At 65.4% G+C, this 25,491-nt stretch carries 23 protein-coding genes and 1 tRNA gene; 17 read left to right on the top strand and 7 right to left on the bottom strand.

Features of this window, described 5'->3' with window-relative positions; genetic code table 11:
- Window positions 1-8: 8 nt before the first annotated feature.
- Window positions 9-680, bottom strand: coding sequence for an SOS response-associated peptidase (locus tag C2862_RS15515; RefSeq protein WP_136221049.1), 672 nt, complete (start codon window positions 678-680; stop codon window positions 9-11).
- Between the two features lie 130 nt (window positions 681-810).
- On the opposite strand from C2862_RS15515, the gene C2862_RS15510 reads away from it, so the two are divergent.
- The 4 genes from C2862_RS15510 to C2862_RS15495 all read left to right on the top strand — a co-directional run bounded on the left by C2862_RS15510 (window position 811) and on the right by C2862_RS15495 (window position 4,500).
- Entirely contained in the window at window positions 811-1,215 is a 405-nt protein-coding gene (locus C2862_RS15510; protein ID WP_136221048.1) for a hypothetical protein, read from the top strand.
- Between the two features lie 10 nt (window positions 1,216-1,225).
- Window positions 1,226-1,423, top strand: coding sequence for a hypothetical protein (locus tag C2862_RS15505; protein WP_136221047.1), 198 nt, complete (start codon window positions 1,226-1,228; stop codon window positions 1,421-1,423).
- A 232-nt stretch (window positions 1,424-1,655) separates the two neighbouring features.
- Window positions 1,656-2,453: a TorF family putative porin gene (locus C2862_RS15500; protein ID WP_136221046.1), complete on the top strand. Its 798-nt coding sequence runs from the start codon at window positions 1,656-1,658 to the stop codon at window positions 2,451-2,453.
- Between the two features lie 28 nt (window positions 2,454-2,481).
- Window positions 2,482-4,500, top strand: a complete 2,019-nt coding sequence (locus tag C2862_RS15495; protein WP_136221045.1) for a methyl-accepting chemotaxis protein — start codon at window positions 2,482-2,484, stop codon at window positions 4,498-4,500.
- Window positions 4,501-4,567: 67 nt separating this feature from the next.
- On the opposite strand, the gene C2862_RS15490 is transcribed toward C2862_RS15495, so the two are convergent.
- The 3 genes from C2862_RS15490 to C2862_RS15480 form a co-directional block, all read right to left on the bottom strand.
- On the bottom strand, window positions 4,568-5,899 hold the full coding sequence (locus C2862_RS15490) for a PepSY domain-containing protein (protein WP_136221044.1): 1,332 nt from the start codon (window positions 5,897-5,899) through the stop codon (window positions 4,568-4,570).
- Window positions 5,900-6,026: 127 nt separating this feature from the next.
- The gene (locus C2862_RS15485) at window positions 6,027-6,266 is read right to left on the bottom strand and encodes a hypothetical protein (RefSeq protein WP_136221043.1); all 240 of its coding nucleotides are present in this window, start codon (window positions 6,264-6,266) and stop codon (window positions 6,027-6,029) included.
- Between the two features lie 121 nt (window positions 6,267-6,387).
- A tRNA-Leu gene (locus C2862_RS15480) sits at window positions 6,388-6,474 on the bottom strand.
- A gap of 170 nt (window positions 6,475-6,644) precedes the next feature.
- Here C2862_RS15480 and C2862_RS15475 point away from each other — a divergent pair.
- From C2862_RS15475 to pepA, 11 genes are all read left to right on the top strand, one after another.
- Window positions 6,645-7,430 carry a hypothetical protein gene (locus C2862_RS15475; protein WP_136221042.1) on the top strand — a complete coding sequence of 262 codons (786 nt, stop codon included), beginning with the start codon at window positions 6,645-6,647 and terminating at the stop codon, window positions 7,428-7,430.
- A 46-nt stretch (window positions 7,431-7,476) separates the two neighbouring features.
- Window positions 7,477-9,717, top strand: coding sequence for a penicillin acylase family protein (locus C2862_RS15470; RefSeq protein WP_136221041.1), 2,241 nt, complete (start codon window positions 7,477-7,479; stop codon window positions 9,715-9,717).
- Window positions 9,717-10,271, top strand: coding sequence for a sugar O-acetyltransferase (locus C2862_RS15465; RefSeq protein WP_136221040.1), 555 nt, complete (start codon window positions 9,717-9,719; stop codon window positions 10,269-10,271). Before C2862_RS15470 ends, C2862_RS15465 begins: the two co-directional genes overlap by 1 nt.
- A gap of 64 nt (window positions 10,272-10,335) precedes the next feature.
- Window positions 10,336-10,887 (top strand): thymidine kinase, encoded by a 552-nt coding sequence (locus C2862_RS15460; RefSeq protein ID WP_136221039.1) that lies wholly within the window; start codon window positions 10,336-10,338, stop codon window positions 10,885-10,887.
- Between the two features lie 33 nt (window positions 10,888-10,920).
- Window positions 10,921-11,448, top strand: coding sequence for a hypothetical protein (locus C2862_RS15455; protein ID WP_136221038.1), 528 nt, complete (start codon window positions 10,921-10,923; stop codon window positions 11,446-11,448).
- A gap of 152 nt (window positions 11,449-11,600) precedes the next feature.
- Entirely contained in the window at window positions 11,601-13,850 is a 2,250-nt protein-coding gene (locus tag C2862_RS15450; protein ID WP_136221037.1) for a carboxy terminal-processing peptidase, read from the top strand.
- A 282-nt stretch (window positions 13,851-14,132) separates the two neighbouring features.
- Window positions 14,133-15,323 carry an acyl-CoA dehydrogenase family protein gene (locus tag C2862_RS15445; protein WP_136221036.1) on the top strand — a complete coding sequence of 397 codons (1,191 nt, stop codon included), beginning with the start codon at window positions 14,133-14,135 and terminating at the stop codon, window positions 15,321-15,323.
- Between the two features lie 9 nt (window positions 15,324-15,332).
- Window positions 15,333-16,478 carry an acyl-CoA dehydrogenase family protein gene (locus C2862_RS15440; protein WP_136221035.1) on the top strand — a complete coding sequence of 382 codons (1,146 nt, stop codon included), beginning with the start codon at window positions 15,333-15,335 and terminating at the stop codon, window positions 16,476-16,478.
- Window positions 16,475-16,936, top strand: coding sequence for a MaoC family dehydratase (locus tag C2862_RS15435; RefSeq protein ID WP_136221034.1), 462 nt, complete (start codon window positions 16,475-16,477; stop codon window positions 16,934-16,936). The genes C2862_RS15440 and C2862_RS15435 overlap by 4 nt, the downstream gene beginning before the upstream one ends.
- Window positions 16,937-17,014: 78 nt before the next feature.
- Window positions 17,015-18,673, top strand: coding sequence for a long-chain fatty acid--CoA ligase (locus tag C2862_RS15430; RefSeq protein WP_136221033.1), 1,659 nt, complete (start codon window positions 17,015-17,017; stop codon window positions 18,671-18,673).
- Between the two features lie 229 nt (window positions 18,674-18,902).
- The gene (gene pepA / locus C2862_RS15425; RefSeq protein ID WP_136221032.1) at window positions 18,903-19,781 is read left to right on the top strand and encodes a flocculation-associated PEP-CTERM protein PepA; all 879 of its coding nucleotides are present in this window, start codon (window positions 18,903-18,905) and stop codon (window positions 19,779-19,781) included.
- 187 nt (window positions 19,782-19,968) lie between these two features.
- On the opposite strand, the gene C2862_RS15420 is transcribed toward pepA, so the two are convergent.
- Both C2862_RS15420 and C2862_RS15415 read right to left on the bottom strand, forming a co-directional pair.
- Window positions 19,969-20,814 (bottom strand): tetratricopeptide repeat protein, encoded by an 846-nt coding sequence (locus C2862_RS15420; RefSeq protein ID WP_168710079.1) that lies wholly within the window; start codon window positions 20,812-20,814, stop codon window positions 19,969-19,971.
- A gap of 278 nt (window positions 20,815-21,092) precedes the next feature.
- A complete protein-coding gene (locus C2862_RS15415) occupies window positions 21,093-22,472 on the bottom strand; it encodes an MFS transporter (protein ID WP_229467460.1) in 1,380 nt (459 codons plus the stop codon).
- Between the two features lie 147 nt (window positions 22,473-22,619).
- On the opposite strand from C2862_RS15415, the gene C2862_RS15410 reads away from it, so the two are divergent.
- Complete coding sequence (locus tag C2862_RS15410) at window positions 22,620-23,084, top strand: hypothetical protein (protein ID WP_136221030.1); 465 nt, start codon at window positions 22,620-22,622, stop codon at window positions 23,082-23,084.
- An 80-nt stretch (window positions 23,085-23,164) separates the two neighbouring features.
- Window positions 23,165-24,409, top strand: coding sequence for an MFS transporter (locus C2862_RS15405; protein WP_136221029.1), 1,245 nt, complete (start codon window positions 23,165-23,167; stop codon window positions 24,407-24,409).
- 8 nt (window positions 24,410-24,417) lie between these two features.
- Here the strand turns inward: C2862_RS15405 and C2862_RS15400 are convergent, their stop codons facing one another.
- A complete protein-coding gene (locus tag C2862_RS15400) occupies window positions 24,418-24,894 on the bottom strand; it encodes an OsmC family protein (protein ID WP_136221028.1) in 477 nt (158 codons plus the stop codon).
- Window positions 24,895-25,491: the final 597 nt, after the last annotated feature.

The raw sequence follows: 25,491 nt of genomic DNA, 5'->3' as shown, positions 1-25,491 counted from the left end.
ACCCGCTCTCACTCGGGCAACGGCATCGCCATCTGCGGGCTGTCCGCTGTCGGGCGGTTCAGCTGCGGCGTGACCTTGAACCACTCGAAGGCTTCGGGTGGGAGGGCGGCCCGCCGTGCCAGTTCCAGCGCCTGTTCCGGGCTGATGGCGGGATCGAGCCAGAGCGCGGCGTCGGCCGCTTCCAGCACGACCGGACGGCGATCGTGGATGTCGAGCATGCCTTCGGCCGCGTCGTCGGTGACCAGCACGAAGCCGGCTTCGGCGCGGTGTTCGGTGAAGGGGCCGAAATTGGCGAGCGCCAGCATGTAGAGGGGCTTGCGGTCCTTGCGGTGGATGTGCCAGGGCTGCTTCTTTCCCTTTTCGCCGGTCCATTCGTACCAGCCCTCGGCCGGAACGATCGCGCGGCCGTTCTTCATCAGCCGGCTCCAGTAGCGGTTGGTCAGCTTGTCGAGGCGGGCGTTGATGGAAATCGGCAACTTGCCTTCCGCCCATTTCGCACGGTAGCTCCAGAACACGTCGTCGACGCGGCGCTCCCCGTCCTGGATGTGCATGACGGGACGATAGGTCCCGGGCGGCACGTTGTAGGCCGGCGTCGATTCGCTGTCGTACACGGCGTCGGCCCAACCGAAGACGCTCGCGTAGTAGCGTGCCGTTTGGCTTTGGTCAAATCGTCCACACATGATTTCCATGGTAGCGCAAAAGCGGCGCCGCACGATTGGTCGGGCCGCGCAGGCCGCCGCTGAGTCTTCGCGCGGCATTCGTGCGGCGCCAATGCTATCCTGCACACTGGAACAACGAGGAGAACACGACATGGCGGGAGCCTGGCTGAAAGTATTGAAATCCGTTCCGTGGAGTGAGGTGCTCGCCGCGGCCCCCCAGGTTGCCAACGGCGCGCGCCGGCTCTGGGACACCGTCGGCCGCAAGGGCGTACCCGAGCCCGACATGGAGTTCGACGAGACCGTCACCAGCATGCCCGTCGATGACGGCATCGCCATGCTGGCGGCACGTGTCGAACAGCAGGACGTGGCGATCGCACAGCTGCATGGACAGGTGCGCGAAGCCTCGAAGCTGATCGCCGAACTGGCCGACCAGAACGCCCAGTTGATCGCGCGCCTGGAAGCGGCGCGCGAGCGCCTGACCATGGTCGGTGTCGTCGCGGCGGGTTCGGGCGTCGCTGCCATCGTGGCGCTGATCCTGGTGCTGGTGCGCACCTGAGGATGAGCGAATGAAGTTCGTTCTTGTCCTGTTTGCCAGCTTCATCTTCATCGCCATGCTGATGAACGCCGGCCGCAGGCGCGGCATGCTCAGCAAGGATGCCGACAAGGCGGTAGCGGGCCTCGCTACCGCAATGCGTTATTTTCTCTACGGCTTGCTCGCCATCGGCGCGGCGGCCTGCGCAGTGCTGCTGTACCAGGGCAGTTAGCGCTTTCTTAGGCCTGGTGCGGCTGCAAGGGCCGCGTCCGCTACAAGGCTTGTCACCCTTGAATGCCAGGCTTGCCACTTTGTGGCGCCAATGATGCAGCACAATAAAAATCTCGTTTTCATCCTGGCATGAAAGCGCGATTTGGCCGCCACACGCACATAAAATTCCGCTAGGAAATTTGCCTTACGGAATCTTTCAGCCCTCGACTTGCGCTGCGCGCCGACCTTCCACCATGACCACCTTTGCCCAGCGGCTGTTGCCGCTTGTTTGCCTGAGCCTGTGCACGATGCAGTCCGCGCATGCCGCCGACTTTACTGAAGCCAGTTCCAACCAAGCCTGGACCGTCAGCGGCAACGCCAGCGTCGCGTCCCAATACGTATCGCGCGGCTTTCGCCAGACCTGGGGCAAGCCCGCCCTGCAAGCCGGCGTCGACTTCGTCCACCGCAGCGGCTGGAGCGTCGGCAGCTGGGTCTCGAACGTCAGCGACCGCTACGTCGAGAACGGCAAGCTCGAGTGGGACCTATATGGCGGCTACAGCGGCAGCCTGGCCCAGGTCGGCTACGGCCTGACGGCGCTGTACTACCGCTACCCGGGCGCCGTGATCAGTGCCGGCGGCACCCGCTACGACTACGCCGAACTCTCGGCCGGCCTGAGCTACAAGTCGCTCTACGCCAAGTACAACTACACGCTCACGCGCGACTTCTTCGGCATTAGCAACGCGCGCGGCACCGCTTACTTCGACGGCGGCGCGAATATCGACCTGGGTCACGCCACCACGCTCAACCTGCACGCGGGCGAAGGCCGTGTGGCCGGCGCCGGCAACGATTACTGGAACTGGCGCGACGTCAAGGTCGGCCTGACGCGCACGCTGCACGGCGGCTGGAGCGTGGCGGGCGCCTATACCCGTGCCTTCGGCGCCACCCACGCCTATGACCGCTACAGCACCGGCGTGCCGGACGCGCGCGGCCACATCGCCTATTCGAATCCAGCCAAGGGCAGCTTCGTGCTGAGCCTGACCCGCGGCTTCTGATCCCGCTCCCGACTTTTCCCGTACTGCCATGAAGACTCCTGCCATCCCACGCCGCGTGCGCCTTGCGCTCTCGCTCAATACCCGCATCACCGCGACCGCCACCGTGCTGGTCATCCTCAGCCTCGGCATCACCTCGGCCGTCATCGGCATCAAAGGCAGCGCCGCCTCCGAAGAAGCGGCCATGCAGCTGGCGCGCACGGCCGCGCGCGAAAGCGCGGCGACCCTGGAAGGGCGCATCGGCGCCAATATGAGCGCGGTGTCCAGCATTGCCGGCGCCGTGCGCGCGACCGTGGGCACGGGCGAGAACCTGGCGCGGCCGCAGCTCGGCGCACTGACCCGTTCGGTCCTGCTCGGTTCGAACGACCTCGTCGGCGCCTCGGTCACCATGGAGCCGAACGCGCTGGACGGCAAGGATGCCGAGTTCGCGGACAAGAAGCCCGAGTACGACGCCAGCGGGCGCTACATGCCGTATTACACGCGCAAGGCGGACAATGGCGTCGGGGTCGAACCGATCGTGTTCACCAGCACGCCCGGCGCGAACGACTGGTACGACGTGCCGAAGAGCAGCGGCAAGCGCTATCTGACCGAGCCGTATTCGTACCCGATCAACGGCAAGGACGAATTGATCGCCTCGCTCGTGGCGCCGATCGTCGTCGACGGCAGCTTCAAGGGCGTGGCCACCGCCGACATGATGGTTTCGAAACTGTCGGCTATCCTGGCCGGCATGAAGCCGATCGAGGGCGGCGTACTGACCCTGGTCTCGAACGGCGGCCTCTACGCCAGCCATCCCGACGCGGCGCGCGCCGGCAAGAAGGCGGACGACATCCCGGCCGCCGGCCTCGAGGCGATCCGCCAGGGCCAGCCCTATGCATTCACCGACGCCCAGGACAAGGTGCACCTGCTCCAGCCGCTGCGCGCGCACCCGGACATGGCGCCCTGGGCGGTCCAGCTCAGCTTCCCGAAAGCGGTGGCGACCGCCTCCGCCCAGGAACTGGTGAAGTATTCGCTCTTGGTCTCGGTGATGTGCGCCCTGATCGCCGGCGCCGTGATGGTCACCGTGCTCTCGCGCCTGATGCGTCCCCTGCGCACCCTGGCCGCCACCATGACCGGCCTGGCCGGCGGCAATGCCGACCTGACGGCGCGCCTGGACGTGCGCGGCAGCGACGAACTGGCCACGATCGCGGCCGGCTTCAATACCTTCGTTGGCCGGATCCAGGACGTGCTGGCGCGTGTGCGCCTGAGCTCGGACAGCGTGGCCGGCGCCAGCAACGAGATCCGCCAGGGTAATGCCAACCTGTCGGCGCGTACCGAACAGCAGGCCAGCGCGCTGGAAGAGACGGCCGCATCGATGGAGGAGCTGACTTCGACCGTGCGCCAGAACGCGGACAATGCGCGCCAGGCCAACCAGATGGCGGCATCGGCCTCCGAGGTGGCCGTACGCGGCGGCGAGGTCGTGTCGCAAGTGGTCGAGACCATGGCTTCGATCGATGCTTCCTCGCGCAAGGTGGTGGACATCATCGCCGTGATCGACGGCATCGCCTTCCAGACGAATATCCTGGCGCTGAACGCGGCCGTCGAGGCGGCGCGCGCCGGCGAGCAGGGCCGCGGCTTCGCCGTGGTCGCCACCGAAGTGCGCAACCTGGCCCAGCGCAGCGCCGCCGCGGCCAAGGAGATCAAGGGCCTGATCGGCGACTCGGTCGACAAGGTCAGCATGGGCTCGATGCTCGTGCATGAGGCCGGCCAGACCATGCAGCAGGTGGTCGAGAGCGTGCGCCGCGTGACCGACATCGTCAGCGAGATCAGCGCCGCCAGCGCCGAGCAGAGCACCGGCATTGCCCAGGTCAACCAGGCGATCGTGCAGATGGATGACGCGACCCAGCAGAACGCGGCCCTGGTCGAAGAGGCGGCGGCCGCCACCGAAAGCCTGCAGCAGCAGGCCGCCACCCTGGTGGCGCTGGTGGGCGAGTTCAAGCTGGAACAGGCGGCCGCCTTGGCGACCTCGGCTGCGGCGAACCAGCCCCAGCTGGCCCTGGCGGCGCCGCGATGAGTGCGCCAGGCTGCACCCGCGCGCGGCGCCAGCCGCCCTGCGGCAGCGAGTAAATCACGGCGGCCCCTCAGGCGGGCCGTGTCCGCCGCAAGACCAGCGTTTCCAGTATCAGCACCACCGCCGCCGAGACCGCGAGCAGGGGCAGCAAGGCGCACAGGGCCAGCATGCCCAGCAAGGCCAGCGGCGAGGCGGCCTTCCATGCCCCCGGCAACAGCGCGGGCAGGCCGAGCCCCTCGCTGCGCCTGCGCTTGAAGTACATCACCCAGCCCGACAGCAGGGAAAACAGCACGCCCGCGCCGAACAGGAACAGCAGGACCTGGTTCCACACCCCGAATTCGCCGCGGTGGAAGGGAATGCCGACGGCGGTCGCCTTGCCGAAGGCAGTCTGTTGCTCCCATCCTGCGCGGTACAGCACCCGGCCGTCGTAGGCATCAAACAGCAGGTCGATGCGCCGCGTGGGCGCGGCACGGTCGGCGCTCGTGGCGCGCCAGACGCCCGCCGCGTCAGACGGCGGACTCAGGCTCAGCGCAACGGGCGGCGCAGCCGCACGCGCCGTGGTCCACGCCGTTTGCCAGTCCATGGCCCGCGCGCCGGCATGCGGTGTCGAGTGCAGGCCGCGTGGCAGGGCGGGCGACTGCTGGCCGGCGGCATCGCGCAGCGCGCGCACGTTCTCGCCCGCATACCGGCTCCAGGTAATCCCGGTCAGCACCATCACCAGGCTCAGCACGCCCAGCGCCACGCCGGCGAAGGCATGCCACTGGCGCCAGGCGGCGCGGCCGCTTTTGCCCGCACGCGGCAAGCCGTTCCGGCCGGGGCGCGGCCACCACAGATACACGCCCGTCAGCAGCATCACCAGCAGCCAGCTCGCGCCCAGCTCGATCATCCAGCGCCAGCCATCGCCCTGCAGCAGGCGCGAATGCAGGTTTTTCGACCAGTCGCTGAAGCGCCCGCCCGTGTCCTGGACACCCAGCACGCGGGCATCGTAGGGATTCACGAACACGGTCACCGGGCGCGCATTTGCCGGCGCCGCCGGGGCGCCGTGATGGTGCGCATGAGCCTCGTGAGGACGCGCGGGTTCGAACAGGATCCGGACAACGTCGTCCGCATCGAAGGGCGGCTGCACCGAACGCAGGGCCAGGCCGGGCGGCGCGACGGTTTGTGCGGCGGCCACCGCCTGGTCGAGCGCGCGCATGCCGCCGGAGGGCGTTACGTGGTCGAGCCCGCCATACAGGCGCGCTTCGACCTGGGGTACGAACACGTAGAGCAGTCCGGTCAGCGTGGCGAGCAGCAGGAAGGGCGAGGCGATCAATGCCGCCCAGGCGTGCACGCGCAGGTACAGGCTGCGGCGCCGCGCCGCCGGCGTGGCCTGCCGGCCCGTTCCCACGTTCTCGCGATGCATGTTTCTCCTTGTCTAGTGTATGCCCGCGCCGGGCAGCCCCGGCGTGCCGAAGGAGAGTATTCCAAAGGCGCCCACGGCGCGTTTGCGCACACGCAGGCGGGGCAGCCGAACTTCCGCAGCGAGCAGCTTACCAGGCCGAATCGTCGTTCGCTTCCTCGTAGCCCCACTGCCAGTCCTCATGCTCGACGGTGCCTGGTGAATAGGGATTGCGGGCGCCCGGGACGAAGAAGGCGCTGTAGCCCTCGTCGCAGGCCCTGGGCAAGGGAGGGAAGATCGCGGCGAGCCAGGACTTGAACCTGGCCTGCAGCGCCATGATGTCCGGAAGCGCGAACGGCAGTAATACCGGGTATTCCCGTTTGAATCCCATATTCCCCTCCATGTGTATTGTATTTTTTACATGGAGACTAGCATGAAATTTTGGCAACAGGGCTGCGCACTGTTGCCGTGCGTAGACAGGAGGGGCAGGGCAATGCGAGGGAAGGATGCGCTGGTGCCCCGAGCCGGGATCGAACCGGCACGCCCTTGCGAGCACGGGATTTTAAGTCCCGGGTGTCTACCAGTTTCACCATCGGGGCAGCGCGGCAGGATTCTAGCACAGGCATGGGGGAGGGAGGGTCGAAGTTGCAAGATTGCACGAAGCAAAACCCGGGGTGCCCTATGGCCGAGCCATCGAATGGCGTATCATGCACCCCGGCGCAACGAGCATCCATGCGCGCCCGAACGTGAAGTGCAAGGACCCCGAATTTTGAATATCACCATCCATGACCAACTGCGCGCCTTTGTCGATCCGCTGACCGAGATCGAACATGCCGCGCTCGAACGCAGCCTGCTGGCCGAGGGTTGCCGCGACGCCCTCGTGCTGTGGGGCGACATCCTGATCGACGGCCACAACCGCTACGAGATCTGCCGCCGCCACGGCATCGAATTCCGCACCGTCCAGAACAACAGCTTCGCCTCGATCGAGGACGTGATGCTGTGGATGATCGACAACCACCTGGCGCGGCGCAGCGTGTCCGACTTCCAGCGCGGCCTCCTGGCTCTGCGCAAGAAGGAAATCGTCACCGCGCGCATGGCCCAGCAGATGGCCGAGCAGCCGCCGGAGCCGAGCCCGGACGACATGGACTCGCGCCCGCCGCCGCCCTGGAACACGCGCGAGGAAGTCGCCAAGGCGGCGCGCGTGTCGAGCAATACCATCAGCCAGATCGAACGCATCCAGAAGGCGGCCGCGCCGCAGTTGGTGGAAGCCGTGCGCTCGGGCACCATTTCGATCAACGCCGCGGCGAACGTCGCACAGCTACCGCAGGAAGCGCAGATCGCGGCGGTGGCCGGCGGACGCAAGGAGCTGCAGCAGGCCGCGCGCCAGGTGCGCGAGCAGAAGGCGGCCGGCAAGCCGAAAAAGCTGGGGCCGGACGGCGAGCCGGTCGACGAAAAGGCCGCGCTGAAGGCCGAGATCGCCGCGCTGAAGGACCGCATGGCGACCCTGCTGACCGAGAACGAAATCCTCAAGCAGAAGCTGGCCAACGGCGGATGACGCCGGATGAGCAATCGAAAACGATAACAATATTGGAGACGTCCGCATGATCTTGTCCCGTTTTGCAGCACTGACCCTGGCCGGCACGCTGGCCGCGACCGCGGTTCCAACGTTGGCCGAACCAGCCGCCAAGGTCCCAGCCAAAGCGCGCAGTGCCGCCAACGCCGCCGAGCTGGCGCGCTGGCAAAAGACCGCCAACGGGATCACGATCATGCGCGACAAATGGGGCATCCCCCACGTCTTCGGCAAGCTTGACGCCGACGCTGTCTTCGGCATGATCTATGCCCAGGCAGAGGACGACTTCAATCGCGTCGAGCTCAACTACATCAATGCGATGGGGCGCCTGGCCGAAGTCGAGGGCGAAAAGGAGGTCTGGCGCGACCTGCGCATGAAGCTGTATATCCAGCCGGCCGACATGCAGGCCAAGTACGCGGCCAGCCCGGCCTGGCTGAAAGAGCTGATGAACGCCTGGGCCGACGGCCTGAATTTTTATCTGCACACGCACCCGAACGTGAAGCCGAAGCTGCTGACCCGCTTCGAGCCCTGGATGGCGCTCTCCTTCAGCGAGGGCAGCATCGGCGGCGACATCGAGGAAATCAGCCTGAAAGAACTCGAGGCCTTCTACGGCAACGCATTGAAGCCGACCTTGCAGCCTCCGCTCGCCGACAACACGAATGCACGGGACGCCGAGCCGCGCGGCTCCAACGGTTTCGCCATCGCGCCGAAGCTGTCGGCCTCGGGCCATCCGCTGCTGCTGATCAATCCGCACACCTCCTTCTACTTCCGCCCCGAGATCCACATGGTCAGCGAACAGGGCCTGAACGCGTATGGCGCGGTGACCTGGGGCCAGTTCTTCATCTACCAGGGCTTCAATGACCGCGCCGGCTGGATGCATACCTCGGGCGGTGGCGACGTCATCGACGAGTACCTGGAAACGGTGGTCGAACGCCAGGGCAAATTCTTCTATAAATACGGAGGCGAGGAGCGGGCGCTGCGCGCGGTGCCGATCACGCTGCCGTTCAAGCAGCCCGACGGAAAGACGGGTAGCCGCACGATTACCGTGTACTTCAGCCACCACGGCCCGATCGTGCGCGGCCAGGACGGCAAGTGGGTGGCGGTGAAAATGATGGACGAGCCGATGAAAGCCTTGACCCAGTCCTGGTCGCGCACCAAGGCGAAGAATTACCAGGCCTTCTACAAGGCGATGGAACTGCGCACGAATTCCTCGAACAACACGGTCTATGCCGACGCCGACGGGAATATCGCCTACTTCCACGGCAACTTCATCCCCAAGCGCGATCCGGCATTCGACTGGACCAAGCCGGTGGACGGCAGCAATCCCGCCACCGAATGGCAGGGCCTGCATGCGATTCCGGAGACGATCACCCTGTTCAATCCGGCCAGCGGCTATATCTCGAACACCAACAACTGGCCTTTCAGCTCCTCGGGCGCCAACAGCCCGAAGCGCGAGGCGTATCCGGCCTACATGTGGGCGCTGCCGGAAAACGCGCGCGGCCGGCACGCCGAGCGCGTGCTGAAGGATGCGAAGGCGCTGACCCTGGACAGCCTGATCGCGACCGCCTACGACAGCTACCTGACCGCTTTCGAACCGCTGGTGCCGCAGCTGACCAAAGATTTCGACGCGCTCCCTTCCAGCGATGCGCGCAGGACGGCGCTGGCGGAACAGGTGGCCAGCCTGCGCGCCTGGGACCTGCGCTTCGCCGCCGATTCCGTGCCGACCTCGCTTGCCGTCTACTGGGGCCAGGAAATGGTGGCGGCCAATTCAGCACGGGCACGCGCGGCCGGCGTGCCGACGGTAGACTTCATCACGAGCAGCCTGAATGCCGACGAGCGCCTCGCCGCATTGGCAAGCGCCAGCGCCAAACTGACGCGCGACTTCGGCAGCTGGAAGACGCCCTGGGGAGAAATCAACCGCTTCCAGCGCATCAGCGGCGACATCAATCAAGAATACGATGACGGCAAGCCGAGCTGGCCGGTCGCCTTCACTTCGGCCAACTGGGGCTCGCTCGCGTCCTTCGGCATGGTGGCCAAGCAGAAGACCAAACGCATCTACGGCGACCGCGGCAACAGCTTCGTGGCCGTGGTCGAATTCGGGCCGAAAGTGAAAGCCAAGAGCATCCTGGCCGGCGGCCAGAGCGGCAATCCGGCCTCGAAGCACTTCGCCGACCAGGCGGAAATGTACAGCCGCGGCGAGTTCAAGGACGTGCTGTTCTACAAGCAAGACATCGAGAAACAGCTCGAGCGTAAATATCACCCGGGACAGTGATGACGAAAAGCGAGAAAGACAAGATGCTGGCGGGTGAGCTGTACCACCCCAGCGCACCCGAGCTGCAGGTCGAACTGGAAGCCTGCGCCGCCTGGCTGGCGCGCTACAACGCGGCCATGGGCGAGCCGGCGCCCGTCTGGCATCGACTGCTGCAGGAACGGCTCGGCGCGGTTGGCGAGCATGCGATGCTGCGTCCGCCTTTCTACTGCGACTACGGCTTCAACATCCGCGTCGGCGCCAACGTCTTCATGAACTACAACTGCGTGATCCTCGACACGGCGCTCGTTACCATCGGCGACGACACCCGCATCGGCCCGGCCGTGCAGATCTACACGGCCGACCATCCGCGCGACCCGGCATTGCGGCGCAGCGGCCTGGAGCAGGGCGTTCCCGTGACGATCGGCAAGAACGTCTGGATCGGCGGCGGCGCCATCATCCTGCCGGGCGTGACGATCGGCGACGATGCCATCGTCGGCGCCGGCAGCGTGGTGACGCGCGACGTGCCGGCGGGCGCGACCGTTGTCGGGAATCCGGCAAAGCTGGTCAACGGCTGAGCTGGCGCGGCCACTGCCTGCCTTGCTATAATTTCCTGATTCACATTGGCGTACGGGCAGGGCAGTGGCAAAACTCTATTTCAGGTATTCGGCGATGAACGCCGGCAAATCGACGGCACTGCTGCAGGTGGCGCACAACTATGAAGAGCAGGGCCAGCAGGTCAAGCTCTACACGGCCGTGATCGACGACCGCTACGGCGTCGGCCTGATCACCTCGCGCCTCGGTCCGCAGCGCCAGGTCGATACCTTCGATGGCGGCACCAACTTCCTGGCGTCGGCGCCGAAGGTGTCCTGCGTGCTGGTCGATGAGGCCCAGTTCCTCACCAAGGAACAGGTGCAGCAGCTGCACCAGCTGGCCCAGGTGAAGGGCGTGCCCGTCATCTGCTACGGCCTGCGCAGCGATTTCCGCGGCGATCCTTTCCCCGGTTCGGCCTACCTGCTGGCGCTGGCCGACGACATCGAGGAAATCAAGAACATCTGCACCTGCGGCAAGAAGGCGACCATGAACGTGCGCGTCGACGAAGCCGGGCGCCGCATCCGCGAAGGCGAGCAGGTCAGCATTGGCGGCAACGAAAGCTACCGCCAGGCCTGCGGCCGCTGCTTCTACGCGCAATAAAGTCGAGACGCCGTGCCCGCGTGTACCACGTACATGCCTGCCTTGCTGTGCAGCCATGGCGACATCCTGTTATATCTGGTGCCGTCGATCGCGACGGCCTTCCTGTTCTGGATCCTGTCCGGCGCCCATCCCGCGTTTTTCCTGCTGACGGCTCCGGGCACCCTGTGCCACGAGCTGGCCCACTTCGGCGTCGGCCTGCTGACCAATGCCGAGCCGACCAATATCAGTCTGTTTCCCCGCCGTAAAGGCAAGGTCTGGGAACTCGGTTCCGTCACCTTCGCCAACCTGCGCTGGTACAACGCCGCCCCGGCCGCGCTGGCGCCGCTCCTGATCCTGCTGGTCCCGTTTGCCGTCGCCGCCTGGCGTACCGGGCCCGGCTGGCACTTTGCGCCGCTGGATCTGCTGATCGCGGTCTTGCTGGCGCCCCAATTCCTGTCGTTCTGGCCATCCCCGGTGGACTGGCGCCTGGCGGCACGCTCCTGGCCCTGGCTGCTGGTGCTGGGCGCGGGCGGCGCCTTGTGGATCTGGCACGCCCAGCTACTGCAGGCGATGAGAGGCTGACCATCTCCCCTTAAGCCAACCTTAATCGATGGCGTATGCATGGGACAAGCCGACTCGACGCGCGCCGCCGTTCCTGTAGAATGGGTTCGCGCGCCGTCGATACCTTTAGTATCCGGCGCAAGCGGTAACTCAAAAATTCGGAGAACGAATACATGAAGAAGCAGATGTTGATCCTTGCCCTGGCTGCAGCCTGCGCCGTGTCCACGCACGCCGTCGTTGCCCAGCCGGAAAAAGTCGCGTCCACCCAGATGAAGCCTGTCGCCGCACAGACGCAAGCCGCGTTGTGGGCCTCGCGCGTGCTGGGCCGCTACCACTACAAGGCGACCCCGCTCGACGACGCCATGTCGGAAAAGATCTTCGACAACTACTTCCAGACGCTCGACAGCGAAAAGCTCTACTTCACCCAGGCCGACATCGACCGCTTCGCCCCGCTGCGTACCAAGCTCGACGACGCGATCAACAACGAAGACCTGAACCCGCCGTTCACGATCTACAACCTCTACCAGCAGCGCTTTGCCGACCGCATGAATTATGCGCGCAGCCTGCTCAAGACCAAGCTCGACTTTACCGTGGACGAGACCCTCCAGCTCGACCGCGAAAAAGCGCCGTGGGCCAAGAGCGAGGACGAGATCCGCGACCTGTGGAGGAAGCGCGTCAAGAATGACTGGCTGCGCCTCAAACTGGCCGGCAAGGAAGAAAAGGCGATCCGCGAGACGCTCGACAAGCGCTACGAGAACTACATCGGGCGCATGAAGAAGCTGAACAACGAAGACGTGTTCCAGATGTTCATGAACGCGTACGCCACCGCGATCGAGCCGCACACCAACTACCTGGGCCCGCGCTCGGCCGACAACTTCGACATCGCGATGCGCCTCTCGCTCGAGGGCATTGGCGCCGTGCTGCAGTCGCGCGACGACTACACGGTGATCCGCGAAATCGTGCCGGGCAGCCCGGCGGATAAATCCGGCAAATTGAAGGTTGGCGACCGCATCGTCGGCGTGGCGCAAGGCAACGGCCCGTTCACCGACGTGCTCGGCTGGCGCATCGACGACGTCGTGCAGCTGGTGCGCGGCGAGAAGGGTTCCACCGTGCGCCTGGACGTGATCCCGGGCGATGCCGGTGTCGACGCCAAGCACGTCACCGTCTCGATGGTGCGCAAGAAAATCAGCATGGAAGAGCAGGCCGCCAAGAAGTCGATCATCCAGGTCAAGGATGGCGGCGTGACGCGCCGCATCGGCATCATCTCGCTGCCGACCTTCTACCAGGACTTCGAGGCGCGCCGCAAGGGCGACAAGGACTTCAAGAGCGCCACCCGCGACGTCGCCCGCATCCTGGGCGAGCTCAAAAAGGACAAGGTCGACAACGTCCTGATCGACCTGCGCAACAACGGCGGCGGCTCGCTGGTGGAAGCGGTCGAACTGACCGGTCTCTTCATCGACAAGGGCCCGGTGGTGCAGCAGCGCACGGCCGAAGGCCGCGTCGAAGTCGAGAGCGATACGGTGCCGGGCCTGGCCTGGGACGGTCCGATGGGCGTCCTGATCAACCGCGGCTCGGCCTCGGCTTCCGAAATCTTCGCCGCCGCGATCCAGGACTACGGCCGCGGCCTCGTGATCGGCGAGCCGAGCTTCGGCAAGGGCACGGTCCAGACCCTGATCGACCTCGACCGCTTCTCGCAGTCGGACAAGGTGCGCTATGGCGAACTGAAGATGACGATCGCCCAGTTCTTCCGCATCAACGGCGGCACCACCCAGCTGCGCGGCGTCACGCCCGACATCAAGCTGCCGGTGACGACCGATCCGGACATGTTCGGCGAGTCCTCGTTCGACAATGCGCTGCCCTGGGTCTCGATCAAGCCGGCCAATTACGTGCCGTCGGGCGACCTGAAGGAACTGGTGGCGCCGCTGCAGAAGCGCCACGAAGCCCGCATCGCCAAGGACCGCGACATCATGGACCTGCGCGAAGACATCGCCGAGGTGATCAAGCTGCGCAAGGAAAACGCGATCTCGCTGAACGAAGCCGTGCGCCGCAAGGAACGCGACGCCCAGGACGCGCGTGCCAAGATGCGCGAAGCGCGCCTCGCCGCAGGCAAGGGCGCGACCGTCCCGGACGAGCCGGCAGCGGCCCCGGGCGGCAAGGAAGCGCGCAGCAAGGTGCCGGAGCCGACCCGTCCGGCCAAGACCGTGGTCGCCTCGCGCAACTCGCTCCAGCGCGACGACGGCCTGCAGGCCGACGAGCGCGCCCTGTCGGCCGAGATCGCGGCCGAAAAGGCGGCCAAGGATGCCAAGGACGTGCTGTTGCAGGAAGCCGCCCACATCCTGGCGGATGAGGCGGGCATGCTCAAGACCGATACCCGCATGGCTTCGCGCACGATGCCGTACATGGTGCCGGGTCGCGGGAACTGATCCGGTCAGTCTTGCTCGAAAAAAAGCTCCTTCGGGAGCTTTTTTTTCGTCCGTAACGTAGGGTGGGCATTTATGCCCACGCGGTCGTACCCGTGCATGCCGCACCGTATGCAAATGGCGTTTCGATATGCCTACGCGCGACCGCGTGGGCATGAATGCCCACCCTACAAACAAAACCCGCGCCTGGATATTTTATTTGCAAAACACTTCAGCTTTTCGGTTAGAATCATTGCAGAACGATCGTGCTTTTTCGCCCGGCGCGACGAATAACGAGGAGACCGAATGGACCTGAATTACACCGACGAAGACCTGGCATTTCGCGATGAAGTGCGGGCCTTCCTGGCCGAGGCCTTGCCTGCGGATCTGCAGCACAAGGTGCGCAGCCACCTGCGCCTCTCCAAGGAAGACAGCGTACGCTGGCACAAGATTTTGGCGCAGAAGGGCTGGGTCGCGCCCGGCTGGCCGGTCGAGTTCGGCGGTCCGGGCTGGACGGCCGTGCAGCGCCACATCTTCGATGAAGAATGCGCGCGCGCCGGCACGCCCCAGATCCTGCCTTTCGGCGTCAACATGGTCGCCCCGGTCATCATGGCCTTCGGCAACGTCGAGCAAAAAGCCTATTACCTGCCGCGCATCCTGTCCTGCGAGGACTGGTGGTGCCAGGGCTATTCGGAACCGGGCGCCGGCTCCGACCTCGCTTCGCTCAAGACGACCGCCGTTCGTGACGGCGACCACTACATCGTCAACGGCCAGAAGACCTGGACCACGCTGGCGCAGCACGCCGACATGATCTTCTGCCTGGTGCGCACCGACACCGGCGTGAGGAAGCAGGAGGGCATCTCGTTCCTCTTAATTGATATGCACAGCCCTGGAATCACGGTCCGCCCGATCATCATGCTGGACGAAGACCATGAAGTGAACGAAGTCTTCTTCGACAACGTGCGCGTGCCTGTGGCGAACCTGATCGGCCAGGAAAACAAGGGCTGGACCTATGCCAAATACCTGCTCGGCCACGAGCGCACGGGCATTGCCGCCGTCGGCCGCAGCAAGCGCGAACTGGCCTTCCTCAAGGGCCTGGCCGCGCGCGAACAGAAGAACGGCAAGCCCCTGATCGACGACTCGCTGTTCGGTGCCAAGCTGGCCGCGCTGGAAATCGAACTGATGGCGCTGGAAATGACCGTGCTGCGCGTGCTCTCGCGCGCCGACAAGGGCCCGGGGCCCGAAGCCTCGGTGCTGAAGGTGCGCGGTACCGACATCCAGCAGCAGCTGTCGGAACTGATGGTCGAAGCGGTGGGCCCGATGGCGCTGCCTTTCGATCCGGCCTACCTGGAAGGCGAAACGGAGCATTCCCTGGCCGACGACGACGATGCGGCGCCGCTGCTCTCGCACTACTTCAACTATCGCAAGACCTCCATCTACGGCGGCTCGAACGAGATCCAACGCAACATCATCACCCAGATGATCCTGGGCCTGTAAGGAGACGGCATGGACTTCAACTTCACTTCCGAGCAGCTCCAGTTCGCGGATGCATTGAAACGCTGGATCGGCCGCGATTACGGTTTCGAGGCGCGCCGAGCGATCATCCATTCCGATCAGGGGACATCAAACGAGGCGTGGGCCACGCTGGCCGAACTGGGCATGACGGCGCTGCCGGTGCCCGAGGAATCGGGCGGCTTCAACGGCAATGCGGTCGACATGTTCGTCGTCATGCAGGAACTGGGCCGCGGCCTGGTCGTCGAGCCGTACTTCGCCACCGTGCTGGGAGCCGAATTCCTGCGCCTGGCGGGCGGGCGCGGCGACTTGCTGGAGCAGGTCGCAGGCGGCGGCTTGAGGCTGGCCTGCGCGCTGGGCGAACGCCAGTCGCGCCACGACATGTTCGACATCGCCACCCGCGCCGAAGCGAATGGCGACGGCTGGATCCTCAACGGCGAGAAGAAGGTCGTGATCCACGGCGCCGAAGCGGGCATGCTGATTGTCTCCGCGCGCACGGGCGGTGAGCAGCGCGGCCAGGACGGCGTCTCGCTGTTCGTGCTGCCGGTCGATAGCGCCGGTCTTACCGTCATCGGCTACCGCACCCTGGACGGCCAGCGCGCCGCCGACCTGCGCTTCGAGAATGTACAGGTGCCCCGCGCGGCCCTGCTGGGTGAAGAAGGCAAGGGCGCAAGCATCCTCGACGCCGCCCTCGACTACGGCGCCGGCCTGCTGTGCGCCGAAGCGCTGGGCGCGATGGAAGCCATCTTCGAAGCCACCCTGGAATACCTCAAGACGCGCCAGCAGTTCGGCGCCCCGATCGGCAAGTTCCAGGCCCTGCAGCACCGCATGGCCGACATGTATATCCACCTTGAGCAGGCGCGCTCGATGGCGCTGCTGGCGGCCGTCAAGCTGGCCTCGAACGATGCGAACGAGCGCCGCCGCGCCGTCTCGGCCGCCAAGTACCGCATCAACCAGGCCGCGCGCTACGTCGGTCAGCAGGCGGTGCAGCTGCATGGCGGCATGGGCGTGACCGACGAACTGCCGGCCGCCCACTACTTCAAGCGCCTGGCGACGATCGAGTTGACCCTGGGCGACAGCGACCACCACCTGGCACGCTTCATGGCGCAGCCGGGTTTCAGCGAAAGGGCGGCCGCATGAAGAAGCAATGGTATTTCGACGACTTCGTGCCGGGCCAGGAAATCGAGCTCGGCGAGCGCAGCGTGAACGAGGACGAGATCATCGCCTTCGCCCTTCAATTCGACCCGCAGCCCTTCCACATCGATAAGGAAGCGGCGGCGAAGTCGATCTACGGCGGCGTGATCGCCAGCGGCTGGCATACCTGCGCCATGATGATGCGCATCGTCCTCGATGGCATGGGCTGCGAGGAAGCGAGCATGGGTTCGCCCGGTCTGGACGGCGTGCGCTGGCTGCAGCCGGTGCGCGCGGGCGACACCCTGAAGGTGCGCTACGTGACGAAGGAGGTCAAGCCATCGACTTCGAAGCCGGACCGTGGCGTGGTGTACTCGACCTGGGTCGCCACCAACCAGAAAGGCGAAGACGTCTGCACCATCGACGGCAAGGCGCTGTTCCGCCGCCGTCAACACAACACCGCGTAATACGCCTACGGCCGCCGTCTCCCGGCCGCCGCGCCGGGAGCGGCGGCCGCATCGAACGACCCGAGGAGACACAGCACCATGCAAGAGCGTCACGCCCAATTCTGGCCGCGCGGTTTGCCGCGCCACCTGACCGTCCCCGACACCAACCTGTTCTACAACCTGGAAGTCTCCAGCGCGCGCTATCCGAACAAGCCGGCCCTGGTCTTCTACGACACCCCGATTTCCTACGCCGAACTGAAGAACGAGGTCGAGCGGGTGGCCGGCTACCTGCAGCAGGCCTGCGGCGTCCGGCAGGGCGACCGCGTGCTGCTCTACATGCAGAACAGTCCGCAATTCGTCATCGCCTACTACGCCATCCTGCGCGCGAACGCGGTCGTGGTGCCGGTCAATCCGATGAACCTGACCGAGGAACTGCGCCACTACGTCAGCGACACCGGCGCGAGCACCATCTTCGTCCCGCAGGACTTGTACCCGCAGGTGGCGCCATTGATGGCGCAGTTATCTGAACCTGGCTTGCGCCACGTGCTGGTCGCCGCCTATTCCGACTACCTGAAAACGCCGACCGACCTCGCCATTCCCGAATTCGTGACAGCCCCGCGCCGCGCGATCGAAGGCGAGGGCGTCGTGCAGTGGAACGCCATGCTGGCGCAGGACCACCGTCCCGGTCCGCTCACGGCAGGCCCCGGCGAGCTTTGCGTCATGCCCTACACCTCGGGCACGACCGGCCTGCCGAAGGGCTGCATGCACACTCACCGCAGCGTCATGTACAACGCGCTGGCCGGCATGCAGTGGTTCGGCTCGCAGCAGGATTCGATCGCGCTGAGCGTGCTGCCGCTGTTCCACGTCACGGGCATGCAGGGCGGGATGAACGGCCCGATCTTCGCCGGCGCCACCGTCGTGCTGATGGCGCGCTGGGACCGCGACATGGCGGCCGAATGCATCCGCCGCCACCGCGTGAACGCGACCCAGTTGATCTCGACGATGGTGATCGACCTGCTCTCGAGCCCACGCGTGATGGAATACGATCTTTCATCCATCAGGCGTCTGAGCGGCGGCGGCGCCGCCATGCCCGAAGCCATCGCCCGCAAGATGCAGGAGCTGCTCGGCATCGACTACATCGAGGGCTACGGCATGTCCGAGACGATCGCCCCGACCCACGTCAACCCGCCCGAACGGCCCAAGAAGCAATGCCTCGGCATCCCGATCCAGGACGTCGACGCCCGCGTCATCGACGCCGACACCTTTGCCACCCTGGGCGTGGACGAAGTCGGCGAGATCGTCGTGCACGGCCCGCAGGTGATGCTGGGCTACTGGAACAACGAGGACGCGACCCGCGAGGCCTTCATCGAGATCGACGGCAAGCGTTTCCTCCGCACCGGGGACATCGGCAAGGTCGACGAGGACGGCTACTTCTTCATGACCGACCGCCTGAAGCGCATGATCAACGCCTCGGGCTACAAGGTCTGGCCGGCCGAAGTGGAAGCGCTGATGTACCGCCATCCGGCGATCCGCGAAGTCTGCGTCGTGTCGGGCGTCGATGCGCGGCGCGGTGAGACGGTCAAGGCGGTGGTCGTGCTGAAGGACGGCTTACACGGCCAGGTGACGGAACAGGACATCGTCGAGTGGTCGCACGCGAACATGGCGGCCTATAAAAGTCCGCGCATCGTCGAGTTCCGCGAGGCGCTGCCGAAGTCGGGGACGGGCAAGGTGCAGTGGCGGGCCTTGCAGGACAGGTGAGCGGAGGTGGACCCGGAAGGCGCCCAGGCTTCGCTGTCTCGCGGACACGGCCTACGGCGCTTTACTCATCATTGTTAACTGCTGAGTCGGGATTTCTTACACTTACACTCTCGTATGTTTAACGATCGTCCATAAGTAATTGATTTGGAAGGGATGACGAGAGCTGGAACAATGCTTGCTACTTAACGTTCGCAACACCGAACAACCACTACGCAAGGATTGCCGACTTATGAAATTCCTGAAAAAACTGACCGCTGCGGCTGCCGTTGCGATGACCATGGCAGGTGGCGCAAACGCTGCCACTGTCCTGAACAACTGGGTATTCAACCCGACTGGTGGCGGCTTCGCCTCCGGCCAGCGCGTCAATGAATACCTGGACATCAACGGTAACTCGTTCATCCAGATTAACCCGACCGGCGAGACGAGCTTCTCGTTCACCGAGCACGGCGTGTTCAACATCGCCCAGGCCGACAGCAATGGCAAGCTGTTCCCGATCAACTATCCAGGCGGGAATATCACCGCGACCTTCGAAGCGACCGGTACCGGCAGCTTCGGCGGTGCCTTCACCTTCGCCGGTGGCACCATCCGCATGTACCAGAACCCGACCAATGGCCAGTACGCGACCTCGGCAGGTATCTATGGCGCCGACCTCGGCGACCAGATCGCCGAGTTCAGCGTCATGGCAGGCGGCGGCGGCCTGGTCGATTCGAGCGGCTCGCCGACCAACAACGGCCAGATTACCGTGTTCGCATCGGCTGCTTCGGGCAACCTGGATGCAGGTTACTTCTTCCGCGAAAACGGAACCGACCTGTCGACCGAGTCCATCCTCGCCTTCGCCTTCACCAACGCGAATACCGTGGGCGATCCGGACGACCTGCTGGTCGACGAAGTGGCCTGCCAGTACGCCGGCTATACCGGTAACGGCTGCAATGGGCAGACTTATGCCAATACCCCAGGCGCCTTCTTTGTCAGCAATAACGGTCAGCTGAAGCTGGGCGAAGGCGAAACGCCGCCGGGCGAAGTGCCTGAGCCGGGTTCGCTGGCGCTGTTCGGCATCGCCCTGGCGGGCGCCGGCATTGTCAGCCGCAAGCGCGCTCGTCAAGCTTGATCGGTTCCTGGACGGGAGCAGCGACTGGGCGAACCGGCCGCCGCTCCCGTCGAACCTGATAAATCGCGAGTTGCTGGGCAAGCACAGGCGCGGATAACAGGCAGGTGTGTGGTCATTGGCTGCAAAGCGAAACGGCGTGGACCATTGGGTCGACGCCGTCTTTTTTTGCGCTGTCGGAGCGCGCCGTCTATTCTTTTTCCATGGCGACGAGCGCATCGCGTGCCGAGCTGGAACCGGCCGCTTCCGCCTTGCGATACCAGACACGGGCCTGCGCGGGGTCCTTCGGTATGCCCCTGCCGAATCGCAGCATGTCGGCAAGCGCCTCCTGCTCGAGCGCGAGTCCCTGCTCGGCTGCGCTCCGATAGAACGCTGCCGCCTTCGCCAGGTCGCGCGGGAGGCCGCCGACGCCGTGCTCATACATATCCCCCAACATGCCCTGCGCATGGGGTGCACCCTGGGACGCCGCCAGCTCGAACCAATGGCGCGCTGCGACCGGATCCCTCGACATGCCATGCAAGCCGCTCCTGAGCGCATTGCCCATCATCAGCTGTGCCTTCATATTGCCACGCCCAGCCGCCTGTTCGAACCATTGGTATGCGGGTACGGGCTTGGGGCCGGGATGACGAGAAAACAAATAGGCATGGCCAAGCTGGTACTGCTCTTCAGGCGAGAAGGACTCGGCATCCTGCGTCGCCAGGTCTCGCCGATCGTTCGAGCAAGCCTCTTGCATGTCCAGGATGGCCTTGACGGCTTTCGCGGCGCTCACCGGATCGCGATCGACATGGAGGTCCAGTCCGTCGAAGAAGCCGGTTGCATCGTAGCGGCCGCCATCCAGGGTGCGAGCGCGCGTTTCGTAAGGCTGCGGGAAAGAAAAACCGATTGCAACAGCCGGCGCGGCCTGATAAGACGATGAGGCGATTTTTCCCCAATCGAATGCGAGGACAGTCGTGGCCTCCGAATATCCCTCCTGTTGCCGGCGCCATGACGGCCACTTGATCGTCAGCGTGGCGCGGCATGCGGCATTCTCGGACAAGGCATACTCGTATGCGTCCGTACCTGCTTTGCCTACCTTGAGCAGGTCCCTGACTTCATCAACTGCCGCACTGGGCCGGCGCGTGGGGGCCGGGCTTTCCGGATGAGGTGGTGCTGCGCATCCAGCCAGGGCGAGGAAAGGGAGGATTGCGAGGAAGGACGAGCCGCCTGATTTCATGAATGGATGGAAGTTGAGGGTTGAGCCGACCGCAGGATAGTTTCCCTGCGTCTACTCACAGTGTAGAACCTGGCTTGCCTAGAGTGCAAGCCGGACATGGTTCAGCCGCCGCCGCGCCGCATGCGGAACAGCGCCACCAGCAATCCCAATCCAGCCACCCCCGCCGCAATATCCAGCGCGGTTCCCGCCCCACGCGTGCCATGCAGGTCGAGCATGACGGTGGCCAGCGCCGCGCCACCCGTCATCCCGACCATGCGCGCCATCGTCATCAGCCCGCCGGCCGCGCCGCTGCGCTCGGGCGGCGCGGATGTCAGGAGGAGCCGGTTATTCGGCGTCTGGAACAGGCCGAAGCCGATCCCGCACAGGGTCACGCGCCAGACGATGTCGACGTCGCTTGGCGCGGCCGGCAGCAGGGCCAGCGTGGTCAGTCCTAGCGTGAACAGGGCCAGGCCGGCGGCGCCGATGCGCTCGGAATCGAAGCGGTCCGCCAGCTTGCCCGAGAGCGGCGCGACGACCACGATCACCAGCGGCCAGGGCGTCATCAACAGGCCGGTCGCAGAGGCGCTGCGCTTCAACTCCGCGATCAGCAGGAAGGGCAGGGCCAGCAGCGCAACCGTCTGCGCCGTGTAGGAAGCGATCGAGGTGCCGGTCGACAGGCGCAGCACGGGCATGCGCAGCAGGTCGAGCGGCAGCAGCGGCGCCGCGCGATCGCGCTGGTGGCGCACCAGCAGCACCGCACTGACGCAGCCCAGCACCAGCAGCAGGGCCGCCGTGCCGCGCTTGTCGGCGTCGCCCAGTTCGCTGGCGCCGATGACGAACAGGGTCAGCGTGACGGCATTCAGCACGGTGCCGCCGAGGTCGAAACTGCGCCCGATGGGACTGCTGCGCGGCAGTATGCGCGCGGCGAGCGCGATCGCGAGCAGGGCCAGCGGCAGGTTGAGGCCGAATAGCCAGCGCCAGCTGCCGGCGGAGAGTATGCCGGCGGCGATGCTCGGGCCGATCGCTGCGGAGACCGCGACCGTCAGCGCCAGGTAGCCAATCCCGGCCCCGACCAGCCTGGGCGGGAACACGGCGCGCAGCAGCGCCGGCACGATGGTCGAGACGCAGGCGCCGCCCAGGCCCTGCAGCACGCGCGCCGCCACCAGGGTCTCCAGGTTGGGCGCCAGGGCGCACAGCAGCGAGGCGAGCGTGAAGACGACCAGGCCGGCCATGAAGACGCGCTTGTAGCCGAACTTTTCGCCCAGCGCGGCCAGCGGCAGCACCGCGACGACCATCGCCAGCTGATAGGCGTTCACGACCCAGATTGCCTGCGCGGCCTGCGCATGCAGGTCTTGCGCGATGTTCGGCAGGGCCACGTTGGCGATCGACACCCCGATGTTGCCGACAAAGGTGCCGAGCAGGATCGCGAAGCTCGCCCAGCGCCGCGCCGCCGTGTCCAGGCCCTGGCCTGGCGCATGCAGGGCCGGTTCGGGTTTCATCATGTTCCGCTTACCTCATCAATATTAAATATTTTGTTTGTGAATTATCTGCGGAATGCGCGATTCCTGCTCGGTGGCGCCGCGCGCGTGCGACACGCCTCCAAACCGCTCTCTACAATGAGATCAACCCATCCAGACGAGAGAACGACAATGAACACACCCAGCCTGCTTTCCTCCGCCCTGATCGGCGCCGTCGCCAGCGCGCGCTCGATGACCCCGATGGCGACCATCGCCGCCGCGCGCCTGGCCAAGCGCGACACGCCGGGCGAACTCTTCCTGCTCGACCGCCCGCTGTTCAAGTACGGCGCCCTGGCCATGGGCGCCGGCGAGCTGGCCGGCGACAAGATGAAGAGCGCGCCCGACCGCACCGTCTTCCTGGGTCTGCTGGCGCGCGTGATGAGCGCGGGGATCGCCGGCGCCGCGCTGGCGCCGAAGGGGCGCGAAAAGGCGGGCGCGGCGGTCGCGGTCGCCACCGCCGTGCCGCTCGCCTACCTGACGCTGGCCGGCCGCAAGAAGGCCATGGCGAGCATGGGCCAGACCAAGAGCGGCCTGATCGAAGACGCGCTGGTCATGGCGGCAGGCGCCGCGGTCGTGGCGCTGTCCACCCGGCGCTGACGGGCTGGGCCGAGGGCCGGGCCGGATCGACTACAATCGTCTGATCCGGCCCGTATGGGCTTCGCTACAAGACCGCCCTCATGACACGTCGCACCTGGTACTTCGGCTGGAACATCGTTGCCGCCGCCACGCTCCTCACCACGCTCACCGTCGGCATGCGCCTCGGCATCGGGCCCTTCTTCCTGCCCATGGCCGAGGACCTCGGTTTCAGCCGCAGCGTGCTGGCCTCGATCATCGCGATCGGCATGCTGTGCTACGGGCTGGCGATGCCCGTGGCCGGCTACCTGGTCGGGCGCTTCGGCACCCGCTTCGTGCTCATGCTCGGCACCGCGATCGTGGTCGCGTCCGTCCTCTGGACGGTGAATGCGCGTACGCCGGGGGCCTTCCTGATGGCCTTCGGGGTGCTGATGTCGGTCGGCCTGGGCTTCACCAGCCCGGTCGCGCTCACGCCGGTCATCAGCCGCTGGTTCACGCGCCAGCGCGGCATGGCGCTGTTCTTCCTGTCGACCGGTTCGATGGCGGGCATGGCGCTGCTGACGCCGGTGCTGACCTGGTCCATCGGCGCGATCGGCTGGCAGTCGACCCTGCTTGCCTTTGCCGCCGTGTTCACCGCCGTGACGGTGCCGGCGGCGCTGTTCGTGATGCGCGAGGAGGCGCCCGCGGGGACGGACCTGCTGCCCGACCAGCTGCGCGCGCAGGCAGCAGCGCCGCAGGCCGCGCAGGCCAGCCTGTCCTTCGGCGCGGCCTTGAGGACCTCGCCGTTCTGGAAGATCGTGGCGGGCCTGTTCGCCTGCGGCTTCAGCATGAACCTGCTCGGCACCCACGGCGTGCCGATGCTGATGGACCACGGCTTCGATGCGATGACGAGTTCCTACGGTATCGGCCTGATCGGCCTGGTCGCCATCCTCGGCACGCTGGTGCTGGGCCGGCTGTCGGACAAGGTCCAGCGCCGCAACATCCTCGGCACGATCTACCTGGTGCGCGGCCTCGGCTTCTTCGCGCTGCTGGTCGTCGGTACCCATTGGGAGCTGTATGTCGCCGCGGCGATCGGCGGCATGGTCTGGGCCGGCAGCATCGCCACCTCCTCGGCGATGCTGGCCGATATCTACGGCGTGCGCCTGGTCGGGGTCATGTACGGCACCGCCTATCTCGGCCACCAAGTCGGCGCCATGCTCAGTTCCTGGCTCGGGGGCTGGGGCTTCGAACACTTCGGCACCCACTGGGTCGCCTTCGGCAGCGCGGGCGTGCTGCTCCTGGCGGCCTCCGCCGTGTCGATGCAGCTGCCGCTGCGCGGGACCACACTGATGCGGCCTGTCACGCAGTGACGGCAGGCTTATCGGGCGACTACATTGAAAGTGGGCTCATAGCTCACGGGGAAATTGACAGAGCGTGCAATGAAGCAGAACTCATGGACTTTCTCGTGAAGTTCGGCTGCAAGTTTCAAGTCTGCTCCTTCCTGCACCGAAATGGTCGGCCGCAGGACTGCTGCAAGAAATCGACCCGCGCCGTTCGGCAGCGTCTCGCCGTGGCCGACCGGATCGTCACGGTAGCCGGTCACATTGACCCCGGCATTGCTCGCAAGGTGTAGATACCAGAGCATGTGGCAGGCGGACAAAGCCGACAGCAGGAGATCTTCGGGATTCATCCTGGCGGGATCGCCGCCGAGCAGGGGATCGTTCGAACAGTGGATGATGTCCTTGCCGGGCAAGGCGATGTCCCAGGTGCGGTCGTAGCCTTTGTAGGTGCGGGTTCCTTCTCCGCGGTTCCCGGTCCAGACGATCGACGAAACGAAATCGTGGTGCTTGGCCATGTCTTGTCCTTTCGTTTGTGGCACTGGTTGCTGACCGCGGCCGACCCGTTGGCAGATCTATTGTAGCGTCCGCTAACGACCCGAAGCGGACATCTACAAGCGATCAGTTATCAGTCTCTTTCGTCGGCTTCGAATGTGGCTGAACGGGCTCGACATCTTCGCCAGATAACAAATCCGACAAATCTTCAGGCGACAGCCGCTTTATCTTTTCTTCAAGCTTACGGTCATAGCTACGGTCGTTCGGGTCCCAGCCCTTCGTAGCTTTGCGCCCATACTGCTGAACGAATCGTCCTAGCTGGGCAGCGAGATGTGATTTGGTTCGCTTTGGGAGCATGGGGTAAGTGTGACACACAAAATTGAACGTCCGCTCTTGGCCGGTTGCGGTCGTTCGGTTGCGTCTGCTTCCGACCCGAAGCAATGGGATGGACTCCTCCTCCCCCTGAGGGCACGCAAGTGCCAAACTGGAGTTCCCACACTACCGGTTTAGGAAGAAGGAGTCCGTCATGAAGATTATCCGCGTTGGGGTCGACTTGGCAAAGAATGTCTTTCAGCTGCACGGCGTAGATCGTTCAGAAAAGACGGTCTGGCGGCGCAAGC

This window comes from Massilia sp. Mn16-1_5, from assembly GCF_004798585.1.
In the GTDB taxonomy this organism is placed as follows: Bacteria; Pseudomonadota; Gammaproteobacteria; order Burkholderiales; family Burkholderiaceae_D; genus Telluria.
This window is presented reverse-complemented; position numbering and strand designations above follow the sequence as displayed.